The 24,914-nt window shown below is 32.9% G+C and carries 27 protein-coding genes; 26 read left to right on the top strand and 1 reads right to left on the bottom strand.

The features are described from left to right. Positions 1–65 precede the first annotated feature (65 nt). The 26 genes from MBEAL2_RS10140 to MBEAL2_RS10265 all read left to right on the top strand — a co-directional run bounded on the left by MBEAL2_RS10140 (position 66) and on the right by MBEAL2_RS10265 (position 23,324). Positions 66–275: a hypothetical protein gene (locus tag MBEAL2_RS10140; RefSeq protein ID WP_047152164.1), complete on the top strand. Its 210-nt coding sequence runs from the start codon at positions 66–68 to the stop codon at positions 273–275. Positions 276–298: 23 nt separating this feature from the next. Further along, entirely contained in the window at positions 299–598 is a 300-nt protein-coding gene (locus MBEAL2_RS10145; protein ID WP_047152165.1) for a hypothetical protein, read from the top strand. Positions 599–627: 29 nt separating this feature from the next. Further along, the gene (locus tag MBEAL2_RS10150; protein WP_047152166.1) at positions 628–1,074 is read left to right on the top strand and encodes a hypothetical protein; all 447 of its coding nucleotides are present in this window, start codon (positions 628–630) and stop codon (positions 1,072–1,074) included. Continuing rightward, the gene (locus tag MBEAL2_RS10155; protein ID WP_047152167.1) at positions 1,074–1,394 is read left to right on the top strand and encodes a hypothetical protein; all 321 of its coding nucleotides are present in this window, start codon (positions 1,074–1,076) and stop codon (positions 1,392–1,394) included. The genes MBEAL2_RS10150 and MBEAL2_RS10155 overlap by 1 nt, the downstream gene beginning before the upstream one ends. A 1,972-nt stretch (positions 1,395–3,366) precedes the next feature. Then, positions 3,367–6,858 carry a hypothetical protein gene (locus tag MBEAL2_RS10160; protein ID WP_047152168.1) on the top strand — a complete coding sequence of 1,164 codons (3,492 nt, stop codon included), beginning with the start codon at positions 3,367–3,369 and terminating at the stop codon, positions 6,856–6,858. Positions 6,859–6,921: 63 nt separating this feature from the next. Further along, a complete protein-coding gene (locus MBEAL2_RS10165; protein WP_047152169.1) occupies positions 6,922–7,116 on the top strand; it encodes a DUF5659 domain-containing protein in 195 nt (64 codons plus the stop codon). A gap of 22 nt (positions 7,117–7,138) precedes the next feature. Beyond that, positions 7,139–9,271, top strand: coding sequence for a hypothetical protein (locus MBEAL2_RS10170; RefSeq protein ID WP_047152170.1), 2,133 nt, complete (start codon positions 7,139–7,141; stop codon positions 9,269–9,271). Positions 9,272–9,619: 348 nt separating this feature from the next. Beyond that, the gene (locus MBEAL2_RS10175; RefSeq protein WP_047152171.1) at positions 9,620–10,051 is read left to right on the top strand and encodes a GNAT family N-acetyltransferase; all 432 of its coding nucleotides are present in this window, start codon (positions 9,620–9,622) and stop codon (positions 10,049–10,051) included. Positions 10,052–10,439: 388 nt separating this feature from the next. Continuing rightward, entirely contained in the window at positions 10,440–10,877 is a 438-nt protein-coding gene (locus tag MBEAL2_RS10180) for a hypothetical protein (RefSeq protein ID WP_047152172.1), read from the top strand. A gap of 889 nt (positions 10,878–11,766) precedes the next feature. Beyond that, entirely contained in the window at positions 11,767–12,498 is a 732-nt protein-coding gene (locus MBEAL2_RS10185; protein WP_047152173.1) for a hypothetical protein, read from the top strand. Next, complete coding sequence (locus tag MBEAL2_RS10190; protein ID WP_047152174.1) at positions 12,491–12,745, top strand: hypothetical protein; 255 nt, start codon at positions 12,491–12,493, stop codon at positions 12,743–12,745. The genes MBEAL2_RS10185 and MBEAL2_RS10190 overlap by 8 nt, the downstream gene beginning before the upstream one ends. Before the next feature lie 23 nt (positions 12,746–12,768). Next, positions 12,769–13,005 (top strand): hypothetical protein, encoded by a 237-nt coding sequence (locus MBEAL2_RS10195; RefSeq protein ID WP_047152175.1) that lies wholly within the window; start codon positions 12,769–12,771, stop codon positions 13,003–13,005. After that, positions 13,005–13,580, top strand: coding sequence for a kinetochore Spc7 family protein (locus MBEAL2_RS10200; protein WP_047152176.1), 576 nt, complete (start codon positions 13,005–13,007; stop codon positions 13,578–13,580). The genes MBEAL2_RS10195 and MBEAL2_RS10200 overlap by 1 nt, the downstream gene beginning before the upstream one ends. Positions 13,581–13,636: 56 nt before the next feature. After that, the gene (locus MBEAL2_RS10205) at positions 13,637–14,497 is read left to right on the top strand and encodes an SU10 major capsid protein (protein ID WP_047152177.1); all 861 of its coding nucleotides are present in this window, start codon (positions 13,637–13,639) and stop codon (positions 14,495–14,497) included. A gap of 258 nt (positions 14,498–14,755) precedes the next feature. After that, entirely contained in the window at positions 14,756–14,968 is a 213-nt protein-coding gene (locus MBEAL2_RS10210) for a helix-turn-helix domain-containing protein (RefSeq protein WP_052947647.1), read from the top strand. Between the two features lie 159 nt (positions 14,969–15,127). Next, positions 15,128–16,087, top strand: coding sequence for a hypothetical protein (locus MBEAL2_RS10215; protein ID WP_047152178.1), 960 nt, complete (start codon positions 15,128–15,130; stop codon positions 16,085–16,087). Positions 16,088–16,107: 20 nt separating this feature from the next. Beyond that, complete coding sequence (locus MBEAL2_RS10220) at positions 16,108–16,938, top strand: hypothetical protein (RefSeq protein ID WP_047152179.1); 831 nt, start codon at positions 16,108–16,110, stop codon at positions 16,936–16,938. Positions 16,939–17,000: 62 nt separating this feature from the next. Then, positions 17,001–17,195: a hypothetical protein gene (locus MBEAL2_RS10225; protein ID WP_152667748.1), complete on the top strand. Its 195-nt coding sequence runs from the start codon at positions 17,001–17,003 to the stop codon at positions 17,193–17,195. Between the two features lie 24 nt (positions 17,196–17,219). Continuing rightward, complete coding sequence (locus MBEAL2_RS10230) at positions 17,220–17,546, top strand: hypothetical protein (protein WP_047152181.1); 327 nt, start codon at positions 17,220–17,222, stop codon at positions 17,544–17,546. Then, positions 17,543–18,331, top strand: coding sequence for a hypothetical protein (locus MBEAL2_RS10235; protein WP_047152182.1), 789 nt, complete (start codon positions 17,543–17,545; stop codon positions 18,329–18,331). Before MBEAL2_RS10230 ends, MBEAL2_RS10235 begins: the two co-directional genes overlap by 4 nt. Before the next feature lie 5 nt (positions 18,332–18,336). Further along, on the top strand, positions 18,337–18,612 hold the full coding sequence (locus MBEAL2_RS10240; RefSeq protein WP_152667749.1) for a hypothetical protein: 276 nt from the start codon (positions 18,337–18,339) through the stop codon (positions 18,610–18,612). After that, on the top strand, positions 18,605–19,375 hold the full coding sequence (locus MBEAL2_RS10245; RefSeq protein ID WP_047152184.1) for a hypothetical protein: 771 nt from the start codon (positions 18,605–18,607) through the stop codon (positions 19,373–19,375). The genes MBEAL2_RS10240 and MBEAL2_RS10245 overlap by 8 nt, the downstream gene beginning before the upstream one ends. Before the next feature lies 1 nt (position 19,376). Beyond that, on the top strand, positions 19,377–19,634 hold the full coding sequence (locus MBEAL2_RS10250) for a hypothetical protein (protein WP_047152185.1): 258 nt from the start codon (positions 19,377–19,379) through the stop codon (positions 19,632–19,634). 69 nt (positions 19,635–19,703) lie between these two features. Beyond that, a complete protein-coding gene (locus MBEAL2_RS10255) occupies positions 19,704–20,108 on the top strand; it encodes a hypothetical protein (RefSeq protein ID WP_052947648.1) in 405 nt (134 codons plus the stop codon). A gap of 128 nt (positions 20,109–20,236) precedes the next feature. Further along, the gene (locus MBEAL2_RS10260) at positions 20,237–21,868 is read left to right on the top strand and encodes a phage terminase large subunit family protein (RefSeq protein WP_047152186.1); all 1,632 of its coding nucleotides are present in this window, start codon (positions 20,237–20,239) and stop codon (positions 21,866–21,868) included. Next, on the top strand, positions 21,861–23,324 hold the full coding sequence (locus MBEAL2_RS10265) for a phage portal protein (protein ID WP_052947649.1): 1,464 nt from the start codon (positions 21,861–21,863) through the stop codon (positions 23,322–23,324). Before MBEAL2_RS10260 ends, MBEAL2_RS10265 begins: the two co-directional genes overlap by 8 nt. Positions 23,325–23,832: 508 nt before the next feature. Here the strand turns inward: MBEAL2_RS10265 and MBEAL2_RS10270 are convergent. After that, positions 23,833–24,375, bottom strand: a complete 543-nt coding sequence (locus MBEAL2_RS10270) for a site-specific integrase (RefSeq protein ID WP_047152187.1) — start codon at positions 24,373–24,375, stop codon at positions 23,833–23,835. Between the last annotated feature and the right edge of the window lie 539 nt (positions 24,376–24,914).

Raw genomic sequence — 24,914 nt, forward strand, 5'->3', positions numbered from 1 at the left:
AAATTAAATTTAACAGCAAGATATGGCAGTATAGGAAAGATTATTTATGGAAGGAGGAAAAAGCAATGGATCATGTGATAAATGGAATAATGCAATACCTGGATATTGAAATAGGATACCTAAGAGAACAATGGGAATCTGGTCAATATTATAAGTTGTCTGACTGTCCATCTTACAAAGAGTGCAAAGCAATGGTGGATGCCATACATGTACTGGAGAAGTATTATTATGGCAAGCACGTAACAATGTCTGTGAAAGAAATGGTTAAATTTTAACTATACGTAGGAAGGAGGATACAATGCAGAAGTTTGACAATTATTTCAAACTCAATATCTTAGCGTTTTTTACTAATGAATCTGAAAGCAATGAGGAAGCATTACAGAAGGCAAGGGAGTTTATCAAAGAAAAAGGATTTAACATTCAAGCGGTTGTTGCTACAGATCATGCCGGGAACCTCTATGAACTAGAAATTCAAAAACAATACGGGTATGAAACTGTTGCAGGAAATTTAGTCACTGAATACAACATTGACAATGAAGTGATTAATCAAGTCGTTGTGCTTGAATCGCAGGATACTGTATTCCGTATTAAAAATTAAACTAATAATGAAAACGGGGGAGAAGAAAAATGGAAAACAAATATCAGGTAGTAGGGAATATTGAAGTTGCTTATACAATGGATGTTAAATCTGCTGACGTGGTACAAACTCTTATCAACGCAAAGGATATGTTCAGAACTGAGAAGGTTAAAGAGGTTCTTCTTCGGGTAACTGGTGGGAAGCAGCATATGGATTTAACTTCCGAGAATTTTGATATTGAAATTAAAGCAGAAGAGAACTGGCACATTATTGAGGATGAAGTAACGGTATACGGTAAAGTTACAGCGCAAGTAACAATTGAGATTGAAAGCCATTCTGCCGAGTTAGTCAATGAAATTCTACAGGGATGGTTATCTGATTCATTTGATGAAGAGAAACTGTATCTCTACCTTGAGAATGGAGGAATCCTTGAGTTAAGTGTATGGGATACCAATATTTCATGGTCTGATGCCGAACAAACGCAGGATGTAGCATAATGAAGAAAAGTAAATTCGGTAACTCATATCCTCTTGCCGTGAAAAAGATTGCTTTACAATATCCTGATTTCCTCATTGAAGATATCAATACAACGTACTGGTTTTACAATCGGGATGTAGCAGCTACTACAGAATGGCTTGATAAATGCAGAACAGGTGAAGCACATAGGGAAATGGGGATTTCCTTTGAAGAAGAACAACCAGCTTATCGTTCTTACACTGAACAAGAGCTTGAAGAATTATACCGTGATTATTATTCCGAAGAAATAAAAAGAGACGACTCTTTGGGGAAAGAAGTCGCCACTTGGGAAATTTCATAAAATTCGGTTAACTTAAATATATAAAAATTAGAGAAAGAAATCAAGTGGTGGACATAGTGTCTTCCACTTTTTATTTTGGCTTTGTGTGGGTTTGATACAGCCGTGTTAGGGTGTAGGGGAGTGTGTTTACCTTAGTGAGTCACAAAACGTCTGTATGACGCTTATACGGACTTTATAATGTTCATATTTTTTATAAGTGAAATTGCCGAATGTGTTTCTTGCTTATTTACGTATGCCTATGACTTTATATTAAAGTTTTGGAGCGTTGTGACGTTCTTCTGAATGTATTTGCCTTGCAGCGTTGTAAAATTGCTCTAACACTTTAATACAAAGTCATGGATATGTTAACGGTTTAGAATGGTATTTATCTAAACGGGTGGAACTAGATATTTAGAACGGTATATATCAGAACGGATTAAGACCGATATTTTTGGTATGTATCAAAGAGGATAGAATCCGAAGTTTAGAATGTTATATATCAGAACGGATACGCTTTACCATTTAGAATGTTATTTCTCAAAACGGATATGTCCAAGTTTAGAACGGTATGTATCTGGATAGGTTGATTCCAATTTATTTTAAATCTAAGCAATTAGAACGGTATATATCAGAACGGGTGAAAAATGAAAAACTAACGGTTTTTGAATCACCCTTCAAGCCAGTCATAGCAAGGACTTTCAGAAAAAATTTTAATACTGCTATTAAGGGGAGAATAAACCCAAAATTGAAAAACGAGAAAATGAAAATCGAAATGTCATAGTTTTAAAATGGGCTATTTGCTTAGCGTTTATCTACTGTTCCAGAAAAAATTTTAATACGTCTATTATGAGGGGCAAAATAAAAAATCGAGAAAATAGGATGGTATGTTTCTGATCGGAAGAAAAATGAAACTTTACCATTCAGAAAATGAAAATCCGAAGTTTTTAAATCCCACAATATCAATGATTTATAAGGGATGGAAGCACATGCCCTAAAAAGTATAGGTTGGTATAGAATGAAAAATGTTTGAAATGGAACATGCCACTGGAACGAAAATAAACATCTCATGTAGTGAAGCATAAGTGTTTGCGTGGCTTTAATCCAAATCCAATAATCGTATTTAGGGGAAGCAGATAATCGCCTATAGGGGAACATGTAGAAAAAAGAACAGGCATAAAATAGAAGGTGCGAAAAACCATTGATATTGCTGGGTTTTCGACATATCGAATCTATTTTTGTTAAGGGATAGGGTGAAAAATGAAGCGTGTATATTCTTGTTTGAAAAAGTCATGCCCTAAAACCCTTGAAAAATATAGGGTTTTGGAAAGGTGCATCTATTTTTATATATTGAATATAAGATGAAAATCATACTAGCGTGTTAGACAATTGCTGAAACCATTGGTATGTCATGTTCTGCGACAGAGTGAGTCCATTTTTGTATAGAGGAAAAAGAGTGGCGATAAAAATGACGAAAACGAACATCATGAACCTTCGATAAGTCAAGGTTTTATAAGGGTTATCTCAATATCCTTTAATCGTCTATAAGGGAAGAGGTAAAAAGTGAATATGTGAAGTAATGGTGAGCACCGATTCGTGCAGCTCTCGAAAGGGTTTGAGCAGTTTTGAAATTATTTTATATTATGAGAGGGATACACTTTCTCTTTATTTTTTTTAAATTCAATTTTAGTAATAAATTAATTGAAAATAAATATTAAATTAAATGTTGACGGTATTCTTAATAGATGATATATTTAAGTCACCAAGAAACAATTACGTGAAACAGGGGAACTCCACTCTATAGGGTAGAGGTGCTCCCTTTTTGCTATTTTTAATACTTTAAACGTATGAATTGGTTAGATATGGTGGCGTCCGCCACCAAACCAGCGGTGGATGAAGCATTAAGCTCTAACAAGAGAATATTTAAATCAAATGTTCTGCTGTTAGTGTTTAATATAAAAACACTAAAATAAAATTGTAAATGGAGTGATTACCAATGGACAGTAAAGTGCAAGTGAAGATTAACAAGTTTAATTTTGGTCATGTTCAAGAGGTTGATGGAAAGTTTGTATTAGATAGCAAAGACGCTGATCCTTGTACAAATAGTGAATCCATTTATCTTGATGCACTAGGGAAAGTAACGGGAGTCAATTATATTGAAAATAACAGGGGAAAGAAACTTGAACAAATCAAACCGATTGATTGTATCTTTGTTTTACGGAATAAGGGTATAACCAAGAAGGATGAAGAGAAGTTAGAAAAGATTGTTCGAGAAGGAATCTTCCTCAATGATGAATTATTTGTTGTAGATGATATTGAAACGTCATCGGAAACAAGAAAAGGTGATACGCCTTTCATTAAGAAGGCATATGCCGGTAAAATATATAAACGAATTACGTTAAATAAATTTAAAAACGATAAAATAAAAGTGGTTACATCGAAGGCAAAGGGTTCTATGGGGCTTGCTAAAAGTTCTGCATACCTGACAAAGAAAGTTCCTAAAATCATTGTTATTCCTGATTATGAGAAGGATATTATTGAAAAAGAAGTAAATGCAGTTTCTACATATAAGCCAACAGAAGAAGATAAGGAAAGATATAAACTTCATCAAATGGAAGTGGAAGCTGAAAAGGTTAAAAAGGAATTGTATTATGCAGCGGTGGAAGAATATCAACCTACACAAGACGATTTAAAGGGTATGTTGTGGAAACGTGAAAAGTACGAAGTAGACAAATATCAATCTAAATCAAAATGGTTAAGCCAAGGCAGGAGAGTTAAAGCAGATGAAGTAAAGAAACCTATCTGTTCTGCAAAAAATACATATACTGAAGAATGGTTTCCTTGCTACTCGGAAAAACAAACTGAGGAAATTAAAATCTTTCCTTCCGAACCTATGACGGTGGGATATCAAATTGAAACTAAATATAATTATCCAAATAAAATTAATTGTTTTGATGGAATGGGACTCGTTGATCCTCAATGGGTAGAAGAGAATGTAGAGAAGAAAACAAATGGTCTTCAGGTTAGAGGAATTGGCATTAAAGGTCTTGTTATAAAGGTAAATTTCAAAGAATACTACGCTAAACGTGGGGTAACTCATTTAGTGGATGTATTTGGGGAAAGTAGACCAGTGCAAGAAGCCGATATGATTATTGCAGAAAGCATGTTCAAAATGAAGTTAGATAAAGCAGATAACAATAATAACGGTGGCTGGTTGTTCAAAAACATAGATGAATATTATCAATTACTTACTACATATGAGCTTGATAAAGTGTTCGGAATCGTTTCATACATAAAAGATAAGAATGAAATCAAACAGTACGTAAAACTTACATATCAGCATTTGCTGGCCTTCAACCTTACATTTAAAGACATAATGACTCTTAGTAAAGATAGTTTCCGTATCATAAGTAAATTAATACAAGGTCAAGACGTTTCATACATAAAAGCAGTATTCAATATGCTCGACATAAAGAAAGAAGATGTTCAACATATCTCAACAGTAGAACAAGCCATTGAATACAACCATCGTATGTTGTTTGATCCATTTGTCCGTAAGACACTGATTACATATGCAAAGAATTTATTAGAAGGTATGAAATTGGGCGAAATCTTCTTAAATGCTCAATATTATTACATAACAGGTGACGTAATTGGATTCTTAGAGTGGGCTGAATATCATCAAGATAAAGAGAAAGCAAAAGAAAAAGTTATAGGGTTTTTGAATGCAGGGGAGTTTTACCAAGCAGGAGATACCGGAAGATATGGAATGTTAAGAAATCCTCTTACATTCTATGGTGAAGTAAAAGATGGAAGTTGGGTGAATGTCGATCATCCTGCCATTAAATATATTGAGCATCTTGATAATTTAATTCAATTTAATATGTACGATAGCTCAATGACTCAAATTTCTGGTCTGGATTTTGACGGAGATAAGGTGCTTAGATTCCATAGTCAATTACTATTGTCCAAAATGATTAAATCACCGCTTGTGGTTTCTGGTGATGAAGAATCAGAAATTATACCAGTGGAATACAACACGGAATCTCTTGTTAAGTTTAAGAAGGCCAATATGGACAATATGACAGGTTTAATTACGAATTATGCCACGTTCTTTGCTAATAAGGCATTAGAAAAGCATGGTGACTTAAAAACAAGAGAGTTTGAACTTCAGATAACCAAGCATTTGCAAGGGTTAGCGATTGACCAAGTTAAAACGTCAGTTATTCCGAATGTGCCAGAATTGTTTAAAGTGGTCGCAAGAAAGAAAGCGTACTTCTTATGCCATAAATATAAGAGTTACAATGAAAATGAATATCAAAAGAAAGAACTTGCGAAATCTCCGATGGATATGTTTGCAAAGTACGTTGAAAGAAAACAAAGGCATTTAGACATGGATAAGAGCGTTTCGAGTGAATATTTTTATGACATTCAGAACACGAAAGAGTTATTAGTGGATTACAAAAAATATTCTCTTCAAGACGAAGAAATCCAAAATATAATTAATGGTCTAAGATCAGTATGGTCAGCTTTCAATGAATCTAAAACAGTCATCGACAATACTAGAAGAAAATTTAATAAAAGAGAAGGTAAGTTTAAGGTTATGACGGATGATGAACGGAAGGATTTTCAAAAGAAGATACGTGATAATTATCGGATTCTAGCTCGGAGAACAAGAGAAGAGGCAATAAAGGTTTGTGACAATGAAAGTGTACTTGCTTCATTGTGTGCCGAAATCAGTTATAACTGGTCAAAACAGAAGAATAGTGATTTCCAATTTACTCATACAAAAACATACAATTTCTTTTGGGCATGTAGTCCGAAGGGAATCTTAGAAAACCTTTCAACGAATGAAGATGAAAATAAAATACTGGTTACAAATATTCTCCCCTTGAACGGAAGGGATAGAGAATATGAAGGAACATTGAAGATTAAAAACGGTACTGCTTCCATTAGTGACGCCAGCATTAAAACTAAAGGATTTTTAGAAGATGGTAATTACCGTTTATTCAACATCTTAGGAAGACACTACATCGACTACGACAAGAAATTGAAAATAGAGGATGTATCGTTTCCAGAAGAAAAAGAAGTTGTAATCAATGGTGAAAAGAAAATCATTAAGGAACTTGTCCCACTACAAACGAGTCCTTCAATGTTGAAAGATATTAAATTAAATCAATTTATTAAAGATTATAGCATCAAGTTAATCAAATTACAAGACATTATCATCCCTGATAGCACTAAATCACAAGAAGAAATCCTAGAAGCAGCCAGAGAAAGAATCAACGCTTTAGTGGGTCAGGAACTTGAATTAAGCAAGGATAAGGTAATGCTCAATGGAAAGTTAATCGGAACGATTAGACAGGAAGATATGTGTTCCAGCGAAGTTGAATTGTACAGATATAACAACAAAACAATCTATGTCAAAGAAATTGAGGATATCTCAAATACTTGCAAGAGTTTCACAATTAAAGTTGATATTCATTAATTTAAATGGTGGATGGGGTAGCAAATCACTATCCCATCCCAAAACAGATGGAGGTTATTTAATATGTTCACTTATCAACCAGAATTAAGCAATCTCATTATCAAGAATATGCGCTTGGCGGGGAAACTCATGTCTCGTGGCTTTGTACTATTAGACATTCAAAAAAATGTTGATGGAACACCGAGGAATGGTTATGTGTTTAGAAATTCTCCCGAAATTGTGAAAGCAATTAAAGAGGAATCAAGGACACTAAAATAATAAATTAATGGAGGTATTACTAATGAAAAAAGTTTACAACGTAGTAAATAAAATTAATAAATTTGATGTTGAGTCACTAAAAGAAGTAGCAATGAATGATGGACATATCAATTCTTTACATAAGTTAGCATTCAAAGAAATACATAACCATATCACACAATTTATTACTGATAGCGTTAAAGATTATAAAGAGCGTGAAGTAGATGGGGAAACATGGGAAGATGAACAACAATTTTTTGGTCGTGTTATATGTGGGTTGCCTGGACATGCAAAAACAACATCATTAGGAGTCATTGCAAAGCGGTTGATTAAAGAAGGGAATACACCTCTTCTGATTGCTTTTAAAACCAATCGTGATATGGATGATTTTAATAAAGATATTCTAAATTTCTGTGAGATTAAAGGGTTAAAGGATAAAGTTTTATTAGTCAATGAAAGTAATTTCAAAAGGGTAAAAAGCGAAATTAAAAACTATCAAATTGTATTAATTTCGGCAAGAAGATTTTTTGATTTGCAGCTTGGTTACGGAAGTTATAAGACATTTGATCAGTATTACAGTGAAGAAGAATCTTACAAGAGAACAGTTATTATTGATGAAATGCCAGAATTTCGTGATTGTGAAACCTTTAAAGGTGGAGATAAAGACAATTATACAAACTGGGTGGAAGCATATGCTGAATATGTAAATACCAATGAACAACCTACTAAGAAAGAAGAAAAGAAGGTTTGGGGGAAACCTAAACCAGAAAATAAAGAAGAAGAACAGATTATCGTATCCAAACAGGATTTATGGTCTGCACAAAATACAATCGAATTTGCTTTTAACTGCCTTAATACCGAGTACATTGATAATGCAAAAGATTCTGTTCCAATTGGAAATTTAAAGAAATATATTGAGAATAGTCCTACTTATAATACCTTTATTAAAGTTATGAAAAAATTCGAGACGTTAGAGCAGGTAAGAAGTGACCACAAAAAAAGAATGAAATGGTTTATGCAGTTACTTGATAACGAACAGGAAGATAAGAATGTTGGTGTGTTAAACAAAGATGATAAATATTTGTCCGTACTTTGTTCAAAATACATAAATTATCTATCTAAAGGAAACGTATTAATCTTGGATGGTACAGCAAAAGAAGTTGAAAATATTTATAATGCCAATGGGTTTGAAGTGGTTGAATGTAAAAATTATCATGATTATGCAAATAGATTACACATTCACCACCATGAAATTAACACAAATAAAAATAATAGGGGTTCTGAGAAAACAATCGAAATGATTAGCAATGATATTAAATGGATTAATGGTCGTTTAGGAGTCCAAAATAAAGAAATGTTTCCCCTTGTAATGAAATCTGATGTTGAGGCATTCAGAAAAACGGGTGTTATTTCAAGTGATATGTACAGGAAGTTTTACGCAGGGATTAAAAGTGACGATGATGAAAGCACATCAATTTCTTTGATGAATGCAGTAGGGACAAATTGTATTGGAGATAAGGCAGTTATGGCTATGGCCGGACTTCCTATTCGCCACGCTTCATTTTATAAACTACATGCAATCGCTATGTTCGATACTGGTATTAATGTATCTACATTTGATTCGTTCGATGAAGAGTATAAAACACAAAAGAAAAATGAAATTGTATGGTTTATTGATAACCGTGTACAACAAATTTACGAGAGTTTGTTTATTGCTGATTTTAGTCAAATTATGCACCGGATTAACATTCGTAATTTATCATTATCTAGTCGTGTTGATATTATTTTATATACACGTAAAAAAGGTTGGGTAGATCGTATTGTTAAATATTTTGGTGTGCCAGATAAGCATTACTCATTTCAAAAGGTTGTAGATGTAGAAAAATTTACAGAAGAATGTACAGCTATAATGAAGAAAGTAAAAGAGTTTATCAAGAAATCTAAGAAAAAAGAGTTGTTTGCACATGATATTGTTCTTGATGAAAAGAAATCAGCATTTAGAAGTTGGTTTAGACGTTCTTGGGATATGGTAATACAAGAGGAAACTGCAAGTGGTAAAACAGAAACACTGATTCCTGATATGGTGAAGCGAGAGATTATTTTAGACATTATGGACAAACAAAAATTAATGATTGAAATAAATGAGAAACAAGAAAGAATCTTCAAATTAAAATAAAAATCTCATGTTCAAATTAGAGTGTAAAATTAATTGAAAAATCGGGGATAAATTTTATACTCTTTTTTGTTGAAAGTCAAGTAATAATAAGGGTTTTAAGTGATTTTTCATGTTCGGAATTTCTATATATATTAGAAAAAATGGACATGAAATTTAATCATACCATATTTAAATTTTATAAGTCAATACATAAAATCATAAAAATTGGATTCCGAATAAAACAAATTCCCCTGCTTTTGGGGAATTTTTTTATGAGCGTTCTTTTTGTTTCTTTTTGGGCGAACAAAAGAAAGGTCTTAATCTTTTGAACTTATCTTTTAAAACTAAACTAATGGAGGAATACATAGTATGAACATAATTACAGAGCTAATTAAAAAGGTTAAGGCAACACCGGAACGAATTAGAACACCTATTTTTAGTGTGACTAATGAAGAAACAGGTAAAGTGACATATATGATTGATGCTGAAATTCGTGGAATGATTATCGGAAAACTTACTTTTGAATATGGGTATATGGAACATTTCGGCTGGACTAAGGAAGAAAGGGAATTTTTAAGGAACAACAAAATTATCTACATTACTAATATTGAGATAGACAAGGAACATCAAAGTAAAGGGTATGCAAGGCAGCTATATAAAAGATTTATTCAGAACTACAAAGCAGAATTTCAAGGGACAAAGATTAAAAGAGTTTTCCACAATCCCTATACTAGAGCGATTTGGGATAAAGCAAAGAAGGAAACAAACTTCAATGACCAGGGATTATATACTTTTGAATAAAAACCCTATTTTATTTGATCAACTTTTTAGAAGAAAAAAGAGTTAAGGGTGGCGTCCGCCACCAAACTAATGACAATTGTGATTAATAGGATTTAATTCTATTGTTGCTAATTGTGTCTTATTCATATAATCACTCTCACTTGTGGGGAAGGTTAGTCCTTTCCCTTAATTTTTATTCCTCTTATTAGGAGAACGGAATGTGATGTAAATATGCCGAAAAGGAAGGTATATATTCGAGTCGTCAATGACAAAGGGTTATCTTTTACCGTTGTAAAGGAAGTTGACGATGAAAATGTTAATTGTATTAATTCTGCAACAGTTATAAATGATCGGGAATTTCTCGAATGGGTATGGTCGGAGTGAAATTACAAATGGAGGTAAACTAATAATGGCTTATAGTTTTCAACATGAACTTAGATTAGTTATGTACAGTTACAATATCAGTATGGATGATATTGCTAGTGGATTAGGTTGCTTTTCATCTAAAATTGAATATTACATGATTGCCGAAACTATTGATAAAACGCCAGAATCAGAAGCATTCGTTTCGATGCTATATGATTTTGTACATGGTATTTGCAAGAAATCAACAGGGTTTGAATCATGGTTTAGTTATGTTACGGGTGTCTATGACAATGTTGAATTTGATGATTATGTCATTTTCAACTATCAAGCGAATACGGTTTCCTTCATGCAAAAAGGACGAACTCGTACAAGAGAAACGAAAAGTTTCAATTTCAGAGATACAGAATCAATTAAACTATATCGTAAATGGTTTAATGAAGAATTTAAAGAATCAGATATGCCGATAGAGGAGATTAAATGATAAAACTCTAATGAGGATTGTCTTAAATGTATGGGCAATCCTTAAAGCATATTGCATTTTGTGTCATGTCGAACGTGTTCTCCCACATTCTCCCTTTGGCATGGCATAAAATGGAATATGTTTTGTTCATATATCCAATCTCCCCTTTTTAGAATGTTCGATTCTAAGTATTTATGGGCGTGTTAGAGAGTGGTAATGGTATGTCATTCTCTAACACATTCATCCTTTTCCTTTCATTGTGTATCACTCTAATATAAAGCCAGTGATATAGAATGAAGGGAATTTGCGTGGAGTTCCCTTCGCTTGTTTGAAGAGCACAATAGTACCAAATAAAGCATGTGTGTTTCTTTTGTTGGAGCATTAGAAACTCATAAGTTTTAGACGATTTTAGATGTAGCAAGTTCAATAAGTTGTTAGTAGTCATTAGCATTATGATTATCCTTTGTTGGAGCATTGGATTTTATAATGTTAAGGCAGGAAGTTTCATTGACTTTTACGAGCAGGTTGATGACTTTTGTAAATACTTCCAGAATTTTTGATTCTTATGTATGTTCAATCCTATCCTTAGACAGTAGGAGCGAACAAAGTGTATAAATTTCAACAATATTGTTTTAATAGTTGAGTTTATCATTTAGATTTACCTCCAAAGTATGTATGTATAGGTGGGGTTCAACAGCAGGAATCCCACTCTATACGACTTTTTATAAGCGTGTCTTATTGAATGTTTAAGGTTAAGTAAGCATTGACTAATGGACGCTTCCATTGTCTCTGTAATAAATTCTTGAATGGCTATTAAGCGATGCATATCATTTGTATCGCCATTTTTTATAAGAAGGGGATTATTCCCGTTTAGTTTTATAGAGTTAAAAAATTAAAGGAGGTGAGTAATGTGGCGTTATTAGACCGGGAGAATATAGTCAATATTGTTTTCATGAATCGGAATGAAGTGATGAAAGAATTAAAGGGTTATATAAATTATCTTTCAGCAATGGATGAAGCGATTCGAGAAGATGAATCTAAAGAACTTTTTTTAAAAAAGTTAGCTTTTCAACATATGGTGTCAGATTATAAATCCATTGAAGAAGATATCCTTTCCTTTGAGAATTTCACAAATCCAAAAAGGGTTGATGATTTTGAAAATGGATTTGCCAAAAGTGTTTTTCATTCAACGAGTTTACCAAAGTCATTGAAAATTTTAGAGGATGGGGCTATTCGCCAGGTAAGGGAACCAAAACTATATTTCTCTCATGAATCACCGACTTATTTCTATCACGTTCTAACCTTATGGAGTAATGAATGGCTGGAATCCCTTAACTATACAGGTAACATGATTACTTTCAGTTGTAATATCAGTGATATTGACTACATGAAACATATAGGGTGGGAAGATTATAGTCCATTCTTGCCGGATAAAGTGTTACATGCCTATATAAAATCGAAGCATCCTGATCTTGAACGATCTCCACATATTGAGATTACTATTGAACAGGATTTGCCATTATCTAAAATAAATCGGTTTTATTTTATTAAAGGGTATCAAGTACATCAACTTTACAACAGAGTGGATGATGATTCATGGTCTGTTTATACATTTAAAGATAGGGTGGTTAGTCATGGCTAAAGCAAAAAAAGTAGTAGAACAAAAAGTTCAATTAGATGAAACACTGGTTGAAAGTTTATTTTCTAAAATTGATTCATTGAATAAATTAGATGGTCAATACGCTGGTTTAATGAAAATTATTCCGATTGATGACTATAAATATATGCAAACTCAATTGTCAAAGGAAGTAAAAGAAACCTATTCAACGATTAGAGAGCAAGTTGGAATCGAAGGTATTAAGGAAATATTTGATAAACATTTAAAATAGTGGAAATAAAGGAGAGTCATACAATGTCTGAATTTGATTACGGCGTAGGTTATATGGAAGGTGTAGGTCATAACTTTATTCTTGCTTTAAAAGAAGAAGGTGCAAATTTCAGTGATGGGCATTTGCATAAAATCAATGGACAAGATTATAAGAGTTCCATTGAAGAATTAAGAAAAGAAGGATATAAGATTTTTATTTTATTAAGAAATTTTTATATCGTTGATGATATTTTTGCCGAAAAAATAAAGGGGGTTAAATAATGGAGAACGAAGAAAAGCAAACAGAAGAGGTTATTGACCAAAAGCAAGAGGAGCAGGGTAAACAAGAAGAACAAAAGCAAGAAGAAACGCAGGAGCAGGGCAAGGTTGAGGATAAGAAAGAGGAAGAACAACCACCTTCTGATGAAGCGAAGGGTAAAACTTTCACGGAGGAAGAAGTCAATACTCTTGTTCAAGATGGTAAACAAGAGTTATTGAGCGAAATTGAACAGCTTAAAGCACAAATTAAGGAACTGGAACAATATAAACCAGTTGATAAAACTCCTGATCAATTACAAATTGAAAAGGATAGAGCAGAAATCTTCTCTGAAAAGGTTGATTTAGCTTTACAAAAGTCGGAACTTTCTGATTTTAAACAGTTTATCAGCGGTTCAACAATTGAAGAAGTGAATGCTTCTATTGATGCATTTAAGAAACTTCTCAATCAACGTGATTTAAACAATGGTTATCAGCCAGAAGGTGACGCCAATGCAGGTAAGAAAGCAGATGCTTATGAAACTGCAAAAAAGAATGGTGATTATAAAGGCATGTTTGGAGCGTTATTATCTAGGAAGTAAAATTTCTAGATTTTAATTATATATTCATTTAAAAAAATTATTGGAGGTATTATATTATGGGATTTTCTAGTAGCGATTATGTTGTTGGTCAGGTGCATGATTTAAAACAAGGGTTGATTGACGTTAACCCAGAAAGAACTCCTTTTCTTAACTTGCTTCTTGCTAAAACTGTATCAGCAGCAGGAGCAACGGTGAACTGGATTGAAAAAGAAATTGATGAGACAACAGCAGTAACAATGCAAGAGGGTGGAGATCGTCCAGCATACAAAAAGGACACTCTAAGCCCAATGAATAACAATTTGGAACTTTTTGGTGCTACAGCAGAAGTAACGCATACTGCACAAGCATCTACAGCGAGTGGTATTACAGATTTGATGAATTACGAAGTGGCGAACAAAACTTCTTCTCTTAAACGTCGAATCGAAGACAAACTTCTTCATGGTACAAAAGGTTTCGCTACCGGAACCTACACTACAGATGGAGTATTCAATCTTATTAATGCTGCAAACCGTGTAACTACTACGGCTCTTGTTGCAGATGATTTTGAAACTATGCTTTCTAAAACTTATGATGCAGGAGTTAACTACAATCAAATCGTTTTCTGTAATGCTTTCATGAAAAAGAAAATTAATAGTTTTGGTGTTGTTACGTTCCTTGCTCGTGAAAAGATGCTTGGTTTCGATGTTAGTATCTATTCTTCTGCTTTTGGAGATGTAACATTTATTGACGTTCCAAAAATGACTACAAACGAAATGTTTGTTGCGAATCCTGATTTCTTTGAGCTTCCTGAATTAATTCCTTTCCAAGGTGTTGTTCAAGGTGCTAATGGCTCTAAAACAGCAATCTACATTGAAACTCAAGTTGGACTTAAACTTCTTAATAGTAAAGCAGCAGCTTCTTTGAAAGTTACAGCTTAATTAATACATAACATGAGAAGGCAGGGGAAACCTTGTCTTCTTTTTATTTTTTTTTATTCAATTTTATAACTAAAGGTGTTGAAAAAGTATGAAATCCATTCGATTTTATTGTAGTCATTGTATGAACATTACAAGCATGTTGGAAACGGTTGATGAAATTACAAGCAAATTGAAAATGATTGATAAATGTTGTAATGACGGACAGTTGAAACCAATTATTTTAAATAATTTCAAAGGTAAAAATCAGGAGGCAAGGAAATGAAGAAAATTAGTCAGGTGGAAATGGAAAAAAGAGAACAATTTGTTACATTGCGTAGACGTAAAAAACTTCAGGCAAAAACCGTAGCAGAATATATAGGGTGTTCGCAAGCCCTTATTTCTAAGTATGAGCGTGGAGAATCATACATGAGTGAAGTAAAGGTTAAATTGTACGAGAAATTTATTACAGATTATGAAGAAAAAAGAGAGTGATAAATAAACCAATGGAGGTGAAAAAGTGAAGAGTGTTAAAACATAGTTCTCCTTATGTACCCACACATAAGGAGAATTTTTTATTTAATTTTATTTCAATGTCGTGTCTAGTGAACTTTGTGGGATAAGGGAATGCGTGTTTAGTTCTTCACGTATTCTATGCAACAAGATATCAAAGCTAAATATCCTGTTCATTGTGCCAATGAGGAAAAAGGGAAATACAAAATGATGATGAGTCCCGATATTGATTCATTCTTTTCATGTGCAATGCTGAATTGCTTGATGGATTATGAGACAAAATTTTTCTTTAATTATGGTAAATTATATGCCCATGAATCGGTTGATTTAAAGAGTTTTAATCTAGATCAGCTACTTGCCGTGGATTTAGATGTGATTTATCAATATGAAAAAGATAAATGGATTAAATGTTGGGGAAATCATTTAACGAAAATGTGTCCACAAGACATAGAGAATCCCGAATGTGCAAACTTAAATCAAATTGTCGGTGCAATGAGAAGTGACGGTAATCGAATTACATACAGTCAAAAGAAACGAGCGATTAGTACAGCCATACAAATTGCTTCTTACTATGATTTATTTAGAAGGGAAGATGGCAGCCCTAAAACGCTTATAGAAAGTCAGAAGATGTTTCTATGGTGTGTAGATGCTATGTTTGTCGCTGGTAAATCTGAATCGTTCGGACATATGGCAAAACAGTTTATGAAAGAGTTAGATTTTGAATGTATCTCAGATGTTTTAAATAAGCCCAGGAATGACTTTTATAAATTCATGGATCAATACAATATTACAGCTAGAAATGGACGTATATGGATTGATTCTGAGGGTTATATGCGTAGCACAATCAATTTAGATCAATTGCAGGAAGAGGTATTTCCTAGAATGGATTTATCTTTACCGGATGGCAAGTTTATTGAAATTGCTTCATTCAGAACACCAAGAATCAGTAAGAATGATAATAATTTAGACAATAACAAGATGAAATACGTTAGAAAAAGCCCAAACCTTTTTACAAGTGTACTGCCTTATAAAAATCAAATCAGATTTTCTATTCTTGAAGAAACAAAAAATGGTGGAGAACATTTATTAACAGTTCGATAAGCTAAACGGGAGGATTTATTATGGAGAAATTGAATGGTTCAAATTTGCGTCAATATAGGGAGCTATTAGGAATTAGCATTGAAACGATGGCAAAGAAAACAGGTATGGAAGAAAATGAGATTATTGAGTTTGAAAATGATGATTCAACGGAATTACATGGCCTCCAATATGCTTATTTAACAATCATCGGTATCGCATTAGATAATAAAAAAGGCAGGAAACCCATTAAGGATAGAATTGAAAGTACGAAAATCGTTCTTTTCGATGAAGTAAAGAAACAGTTTTTCCAAGATTCAATTCATTATGATGCAATGGATTTAGTTATTAAAAATACACCAGAATATAGGGAAACTTATGAGGCGAAATTGGTGATGAGTCCCCTATTTTATGCAGGATTAGAGAAGGATGTCGAGGAATTAGAGGCGTCTTTTTTTGTTGCAAAGGATACGGACAAATACCATTCTACTTTTTTAAATCGGGCATATCGAATCCTTAATGATGAAATGCTTCAATCGAATAGAAACGCAACGACGAATGATTATAACCGATTGTATTTTTCTCATTGGGCTACTTACTTTTACAATATGTTACTTTGGGCAATGTCCGAATATTGGGGATGTGCTAATTATCACGGAAATGTAGTTACCTTTGTCGCTGATTTAAGTGATGCTGATTACAAAATAAAAGATTTTGGCAATGGCAATATGGATTTATCTGAGTTATTTATAAATGGTGATTTACCTTTGTCTAAAGTGAAACGGATTTACCATGTAAAAGAATTAAATCTCTGTGAAGTATATGAGCAAATAGAAGAAGGTAAATGGAAACAATATAGATTTTTAAAAGGTTAACTAGATAAAGAGAAATTCAAGAATTTATTACAGGAACAATAAAAAATAAACAAGGAGATTTAATGATGAGCCAAAACAATGACTTACAGTCGGACTTAAAATTAATCATTAAGAAATTAGAAAGCATTGAGGAAGACATGTTTAAAATTCGTGACAATTTCAAAGAGGTTAGTGGTTATGTCGTAACTTTATCGCATTATGTTGAGGAATTGGATAGGAAAATTAATGGTCAAGGGGTTCAAAAATTCTTAAATTAATAAACTAATGGAGGGTTAAACCTAATGGATAAGAAATTAACTGAAGAATTTAAATCTTTGGAGCAAATAGCGAAGGAATCAAGAGAAGAACATGATGCTTTTCGTGATTACGTCAAGTCAAGAATCAATTCGATTCAGAAAGTAACAGAAGAAGTAAAGGAAAGTACAAAAGAGACGAGGGAACATGTAAAAGAAATGGAACTCAATCTTTCTCTTTTAAAGGAAAACAAGTCACGTTTAGATCAAATGCTTACAGATAGTGGGGTGGATTTAGAATCTATTCCAGAATATACAGATGAAGAATTATCCGCTACATTAGATCGTTTAATTGAGGAGACAAAAAGCAAATGAATACTAATGGATTGAATGTACAGGATTTAGGACTACAAAATAAGTGGGCATTGATGGGTTTATTTAAAAAGGAAATGGAACGTTCTGCTAAAGATGATGTTACAGTCAATACAGACCCGGAAAATAAAAAACATTATAAAACAAGGGTTGCTCAAGATTTTTATATCCATGCAAATCGTGTTATAACCGAGTATTTAAGCAAAGTAGAGGAAGAAATATTTAATACATCTTCTATACATGATGATATTCTTTACCATACTACACCAATAAGCCACGGCTTTAATATCCTTATGTCTCATAGTATTAAGACAAGAAATGATGAGAATGGCATTAAAAGAATAAACGATGATGACATGTTTTCCAGCATTGGGAAGGTGTTTTTATCTCCTACTGTTGGTTTTTTTATGAGTCAGATTTGTGGAGTAGGCAGCAAAAACTATATGGGTGATGCTCTTATTTTTTGTATTGATAAAAACAAAATAATGAATGACTTACATAAAAGATTTAGTTATGTCACAAAGGAAATTAAAGAAGCGTATCTTGAAACCCCTGCCAGTATCCCCAATGCAAAGGTTTTACAATATGTAGAGGAATATTTAGGGTGTCCAGTATTAAATGAGGTTGAATATTTTAGCACAAGTGATATTCCTCTTGAGTATGTAAAACGTATTTATCATATCAAATTGTTAGATACAAATTGTGTCATAGATTTATGTGGCGAAGATGAGTGGAAACTTTATAAATTAGGGAGTTCAAGAAATAAATTAACTGGTCAAGGGGTGTAATGAACATGGATAAATATGCTTCTGCTAATGAAATATTTGTCGCATACGTTAAAGAGAGGGAATATTTTGAATCATTAACTACGGATGAAGCCATTGCAAAGTTAAATGAAATGGGAGAAGAATTACAAACTGCCCCAAAAAAGAAAGCAGAGAAATTAAGAAAGAAAATACAACATCATGTAGATGAGGCAAGGAAAGCACGAGATTTTTATAGGTATGAGGTGACATATCTAACGGAAGAAGAAATAGATAAATGTTTAGGGGAATTGAGCAATGAATAGCAAAAGAATGTCAATGGATGCCTTTTATACATACATAGTGGACGAAAATAATCTATATGGTCTTATTGATGACCAGCTTAGGAATGATGAAGTATACAATCTTCCTGATAATATTAATTTTATGACGGAGCTTTATAAACAAAATAAAAAACGAATAGATAAATTTGTGGTGCATATGGAAACAAACGTATTTAAATCTAATCCAGACATTCTATATCATTCCACGAACTTAAAGAATGCTTCTCTTATTTTAAAGGATGCAGAACTAAAGGTAAAAGATAGAAGAATGAACAGTGTGGATATTGCCCAATCCGAATATTTCACCAGTAATGATTTAGGGCAATTATTTTTATCTGTTCATCCCACCTATTTTCTAACTCCATTAATCATGACATCGGGTAACAATTATTTAGGGAATGTAGTTACGTTCTGCATAGATACCTCAAAACTAAAAGAAAAATTGTACAAGGTGGCTGATTATATAACCCAGGAAGGTAAATGGAGCAGATTAGAAACAAGTGGTGATGTTCCATTTAAAACAATTATGAAATACATAGAAGACATTCTTCACGGATGCCCCGTAATGGATTTTGATTATGAATACTATATAAAATCCAATATTAATCTTTTTTCTTGTGTGAAAAGGATTTACTACTTTAAAGAGTGTGATACCCATTGTGTTATTGAAGTAAATGATAATCCTTCTAATTGGACTTATTATCAGTTTGATAAAATGGGTGACTCTCTATGGAAGGAAGCATAGTATGGGGAAAAAATTATATACAAAAGAAGAGTTAAGACATAGGTATTATAATGTTGTCGAGTTACGGAAAGCAGCGAAAGCCGAAATGGATAAAGCGAAGATACAAATGGATAATGTAAGCGACATGGAGCAGGTTGTTCATACTAAAAAATATTTAGAATCAGTTGATGAATATATGCGTTTATGTGATGTTGGAATGTTTGCTAATCGGACGTTTGTTGACAAGGAAACAATTGAAAAAGCATTAGAGAATTTATAAATCTGAGGACTCGGCAAATCTGCACAGTCCTCTTTTTTATTTTTCTTATTAAATTGGAGGAAGATATTTATGGATATTTATTCTATATTAAAGCATTTAGAGTTACAGGGAAAAAAGGAATACTGCCGAGCTAATTATTTTCGATGGAAGTTTGGTCTTTATTATCATAATGAGAAAAATGAAACACCTAAGACAGAAAAGGAATTTTTACATAGTATTGGACGGAAAAGTTTAGATTCCCTTCTTAAATGGGAGAGAACAGGGGAATATCGTGCATTGGTTAAAATTTATCTTGCTTCTCTTGTGGCTGATGATAGTAAGCAAGTGTATGACAAAATCACAGAACAAGCAAAATCTGGTGACGTTCAAAGTGCTAAATTACATAGGGATTTAACCAAACAAATTGAGAAAGAAGCAGAACAATTAATGGAAGCATTTGCAAGCAATCTTGAAGAAGATGAGGATACGGAGTAAAGGAGGTGATTAAATGAGTTTATTTACAAAACCAAAGGCAAATAAGAAATCTAAGATGCCTAAACATATCAAGGAGGCAATGGACAACCCTATAAAATGGGTGGAGACATTTATAAAAAATTCCTGATATGGCTGGTGAAATGGTTCCATTTAAATATCATGACCAACAAGTAGAATTAATGGAAAATAAACAACGTTTTTCAATTATTTCCAAGCCGAGACAATTGGGAGTTTCTGTAAGTGTCCTAAGTTATTTTGTAGCACAAGCAGCACGTAAGCCCAATTCTGCATATATGATATTTGTACATAACGAGAACAGTAAAAAGATTCTTGATGATAAATTACGTGGCATGATGGATTCCTTACCTAAGATGAAGAATAAAGCAGGGGAAAAAGATGAATACGCTGAGTTTGTCCCACAAGTTAAAGTAAGTCGAGAGGGACATAAATTTGATAATGGTTCAATCATCTATGTTGAAGAGGTGGGAAGTGGTCAAAAGGGTAGAGGGGGCAGTTTTTCGGGAATCCTTCTTTCGGAGTTTGCTTTTTATTCTGATGACCAACACGAAAAGATTCTTACCAGTATGGAGGACTCACTATTAAAGAATGATCCTGAAGCCGTTTTGTTTATTGAATCAACCTCAAATGGTTTTAATTATCACTTTGAGTTATTCCGTGATTCATGGAGTGGAAACAGTAAATATAAAGCATTCTTCTTTCCTTATTATTCTTCTGCTTACCGTATGTTAAATGAAAATGATCTAAAACTTGCGAAGGACTTATGTATAAAGAAATATGGTAGGGAATTAACTGAAAATGATCTTGAAGGTGATGAAGTCCGTATCTACAGAGAATGTAAAGATATGGACTTTATTTATTGGCGAAGAATGAAAACGAATTTTGGTAATCCAAAAGACATTAAGAAGTTTAAGCAAGAGAATCCAAGTCACTATATGGAGTCATTTATCGGAAGTTCTGAAAAATTCTTTGAAGAGGATTCAGTAATGGAGGCAATCAAGAATCTTGATAAAAAGCCATTACAGACCGTTGAGGGATTACCGGAAGAATTAAAGCCATATTTAAATAAATCGCTATTTATTTATGAATTGCCTAAACGAACGATTACAGATGAAGAAATGGACGAAATTAGATTGCAACGTGATGAACATATGAGGATTTTATATTGCAATCGTTTATTTGGTACATATATGGGCGTGGACGTATCACAAGGTATGGGACAGGACTCAAGCGTCGTTTCGATCTTTAATAAGGATAAAGAGCAGCTTGCCGTATTTAGGACAAATGTAATCCCACCTAGACAATTAGCAGACATTATTGCAGTATTAGCGACTTGGTATAATTATTCTCTTGTTTGTGTTGAAGCAAATGGAGTGGGATATACCGTTTTAGAAAAGTTAAAGCATGAAATCAAATATCGTAATCTTTACAAAATGAAGAGGCGATTAAACGATAAAAACGGGAAACGTCCAGAAGGATGGATTTCAAGTGCAACAGCCAGGAGTACCATGTTACATACATTTAAGGAAGAGTGGGAGCTTGGCAACATGGTTATTCATGATGAACCAACACTCAATCAGATGCTTACATTCTCCGAGAATGACAGGTCAAGAAAAGAAGGCCACCACTTTGATACTGTTTTCGGAACTGGATTGGCTCTTGAAGCAATCAGGAATGGTAAGCATCGTTTGAATATCTTCAACGAACTAGAAATTGATAAAGGGATGGTGTTAAATGCTTAGTTGGTTTAAAAGTAATCAAGAAGAAGTTGTTCCAGTTGAATTAAGTCCATTAGATCAATATATTGTTGATATGTGGGACGGTGATCCATTGTGGTTTATGCAAGAAGTGAATAGACGATATCATACAAACAGAATTAGGAATGTATTGGATATCAAAGCATATTTAAACGGTGAACATGAAATCCTGAAACGGGAAGGTTTCATTTATAATGGAGAAGAGTATAAACCTAAGAAATTAGTATTGGACTATGCAAAAAATATAGTGAATTTTCAAACGAATTACCTGTTAAAAATGCCGGTTACGATTACAGGTAAGGATTCAGTATCTAAAAAGTTTACTAAAACCTATAAGAAAGGAAAATTCCATCGTAAAGATTTAGACATTCTAAGTGATGTAATTAATTACGGCGATGCTTATGAATATCCTTATTGGGACAAGTATAAGAAACTTATTACATCTAAAATGATTCATCCTGAGAATGGATATCCAATCTATAATGATTTCTCCGAGTATGTAGGATTCATTGAATATTTTACGGTTGAAGGTATTTCTTATTGGACTGTCTATAGAGAAGATAAGGTTGAAAAATGGACAAATAAAGGTGGAGAAATTATTTCAAAGTCCATTCATCCAAATGTAGGTGGAAGATTACCTATCCACTATAAGTCCAAGAATGATATTGATCGTAATTTTGGTAAATCAGAAATTCTAGCTTGGATTCCTATTATAGATACCCTTGAGGAACTATTATCAAAATTTTCGGATGTCGTGTTCAAATTTTGCAATCCAGTTATTGTAATTTCTGGTGAGTTTAACTTTGAAGACCCGATTGACTCTTCTACTGTTGGTGTAGCAATCCATTTACAAGAAGGTTCGACATTTGAGTTTAAGCAACCAGACGTAAGTGATGCAGCGTTTAAAACAGCGTATGAAGCTGTATATCATGCTTTACTTGATATTTCTAATACGCCTTCAGTAATAATGGGCAACAAAAATTTAGCGAATGTAGCAGAAGTTACAGTTGCTATGATGTTTCAAATTGCCGATATTAAAGCAACATTGAATGAGCGTATGTTACGTGATGGAATAGAAGAACGTTTTGAGATTATGCGTAATCTTATGGTAAAGAATGGTGAGCAAGTTGGGGAAGATGCATATGATTCCCTTGATTTCGTTTGTATTACAGATAAGCCGAAGAATGTTAAAGAGATTGTTGATAATCTTAATAGTGCTGTACAATCCGGTATTCTTAGCATTCAATCTGCTATTGAACAATCACCTTATACTAAGGATGTTCAACAGGAATTGGATAGATTGGATGGTCAAGTTAATAGTAATGAAACAGGTAATGTGATCAAGAAGGATGGAATGACAATTATACATAAGAATAATAGTAATGGTGTGAATCAAGATAAGATGGGAAATAATTTAGGAAATAATCAAGGTGGTAATTAAGGTTGTTAAGGAATACATAGGGTAAAGTGTAGAGTTTATAAGGGTTTAGGGCATGTGAAAGAGTTAAAAATAGTTAAGGTAAATAGTGCGTGAATATTGTAAAAAGTATGTAATTCACCGCACACATGTTACCACAGTTGAAGGTGTCAAGTGTTTTTGCTTGACGCTTATTTTTATTTCACATATTTTTAGTTATTTTTTAGTTTTTTTAATTTTATTTCGAATTCCCCAAAATGGGGGGAACTGTTCAAGAATCCGCTGGTATTCGTCTTATTACTATGTATTAATCACTACTAAAATTGAATCAAATGTTTATTTTATTAGAAAGGAATTACCGTGAAAGTCCAAGAATTTATTTCAACAATTAATACAGATACATATATCACATTGCTAAATATGGCTATATATAAGGGATTATCTGAAGAGGATGCCCATTTATATGCAGTAAATACGATTAAACGAGTATATAAGGACAAATAAAAAAGGGTACGACATTATGTCGTATCCTCTAAGCAAAACTAAATGTTTTCATGAAATTATCCATATCTTCTTGTGTGATACCGATATAACTTAGTGTAATTGCAGGGGAACTATGACCATATAGTTTCTGTAAGTATGTTAAATCGTTTGTTTTCTTAAATACGTGATAACCGAATGTCTTTCTAAGGGTATGCGTTCCAATCTCTTCTAAGCCCAATTGAGCAGCTACAACATTAAGTATTCTATATGCTTGAATCCTTGTGAGTGGCTTATTCCCTTTACGGCTAGGAAACAATATATCTTCTGGTTGCATATCCTTAATATAAACGTCTAATTCTTCTTTAAGCGTATCGTTGATGTGGAACTTCTTATTCTTCTTTGTCTTCTGTTCTTTAAGCGTTATGTGGGTTCCTGTAACGTCTCCTACTGTTAATGGAAGGATATCACTTATACGGAGTCCACTATATAGGCCAAAGGAGAATAACAAAGCGTTACGGTTAGATTGTTCTTTAAGCATAGAGTGGAACTGGTTAATCACATTAACATCTTTAAGCGGTTGTACTGTTGACATGGGTATCATTCCTTTCGTTTATCGAACTATCCTTATATTCTTATTATATACCAATGTAACGTATTGAGCAATAGTATATTCAGATAATATACGTTAAACGAAATAATATACAGTATCTTATTCACTGGATATATATGGTTGTATTAATAAAAATAATTTATTTTATTTTTTATTTTCATTGACAAGTGAATGATGATGTGATCTATGTCATGTGCCTATGCTTAGATACCATCTATTGCCATAACTAGGAGTGTATATCCATTTATAGAGTACATAGTTGATTGATAATGTTCTTATTTGCTATTGACTTTGATATATGGTTATGCATTAATGATAAAATCAGCAATCCCAAAGAAACAATATATAGAAATGTTACATTCGGAAAAGAAATTTAGGATTTACGAAATAAAAAATAGGATTTCCTAAAATAAAATTGAGATTTATAAATGAAAATTTTCTAGGGAAATGTATAGAAGTGTATAAAATATACATATGTATGAATTGAGGTAATTGAGTATATTATGAATATTCCAAAGGAA

It is taken from the genome of Aneurinibacillus tyrosinisolvens (assembly GCF_001015055.1).
In the GTDB taxonomy this organism is placed as follows: domain Bacteria; phylum Bacillota; class Bacilli; order Aneurinibacillales; family Aneurinibacillaceae; genus Aneurinibacillus_A; species Aneurinibacillus_A tyrosinisolvens.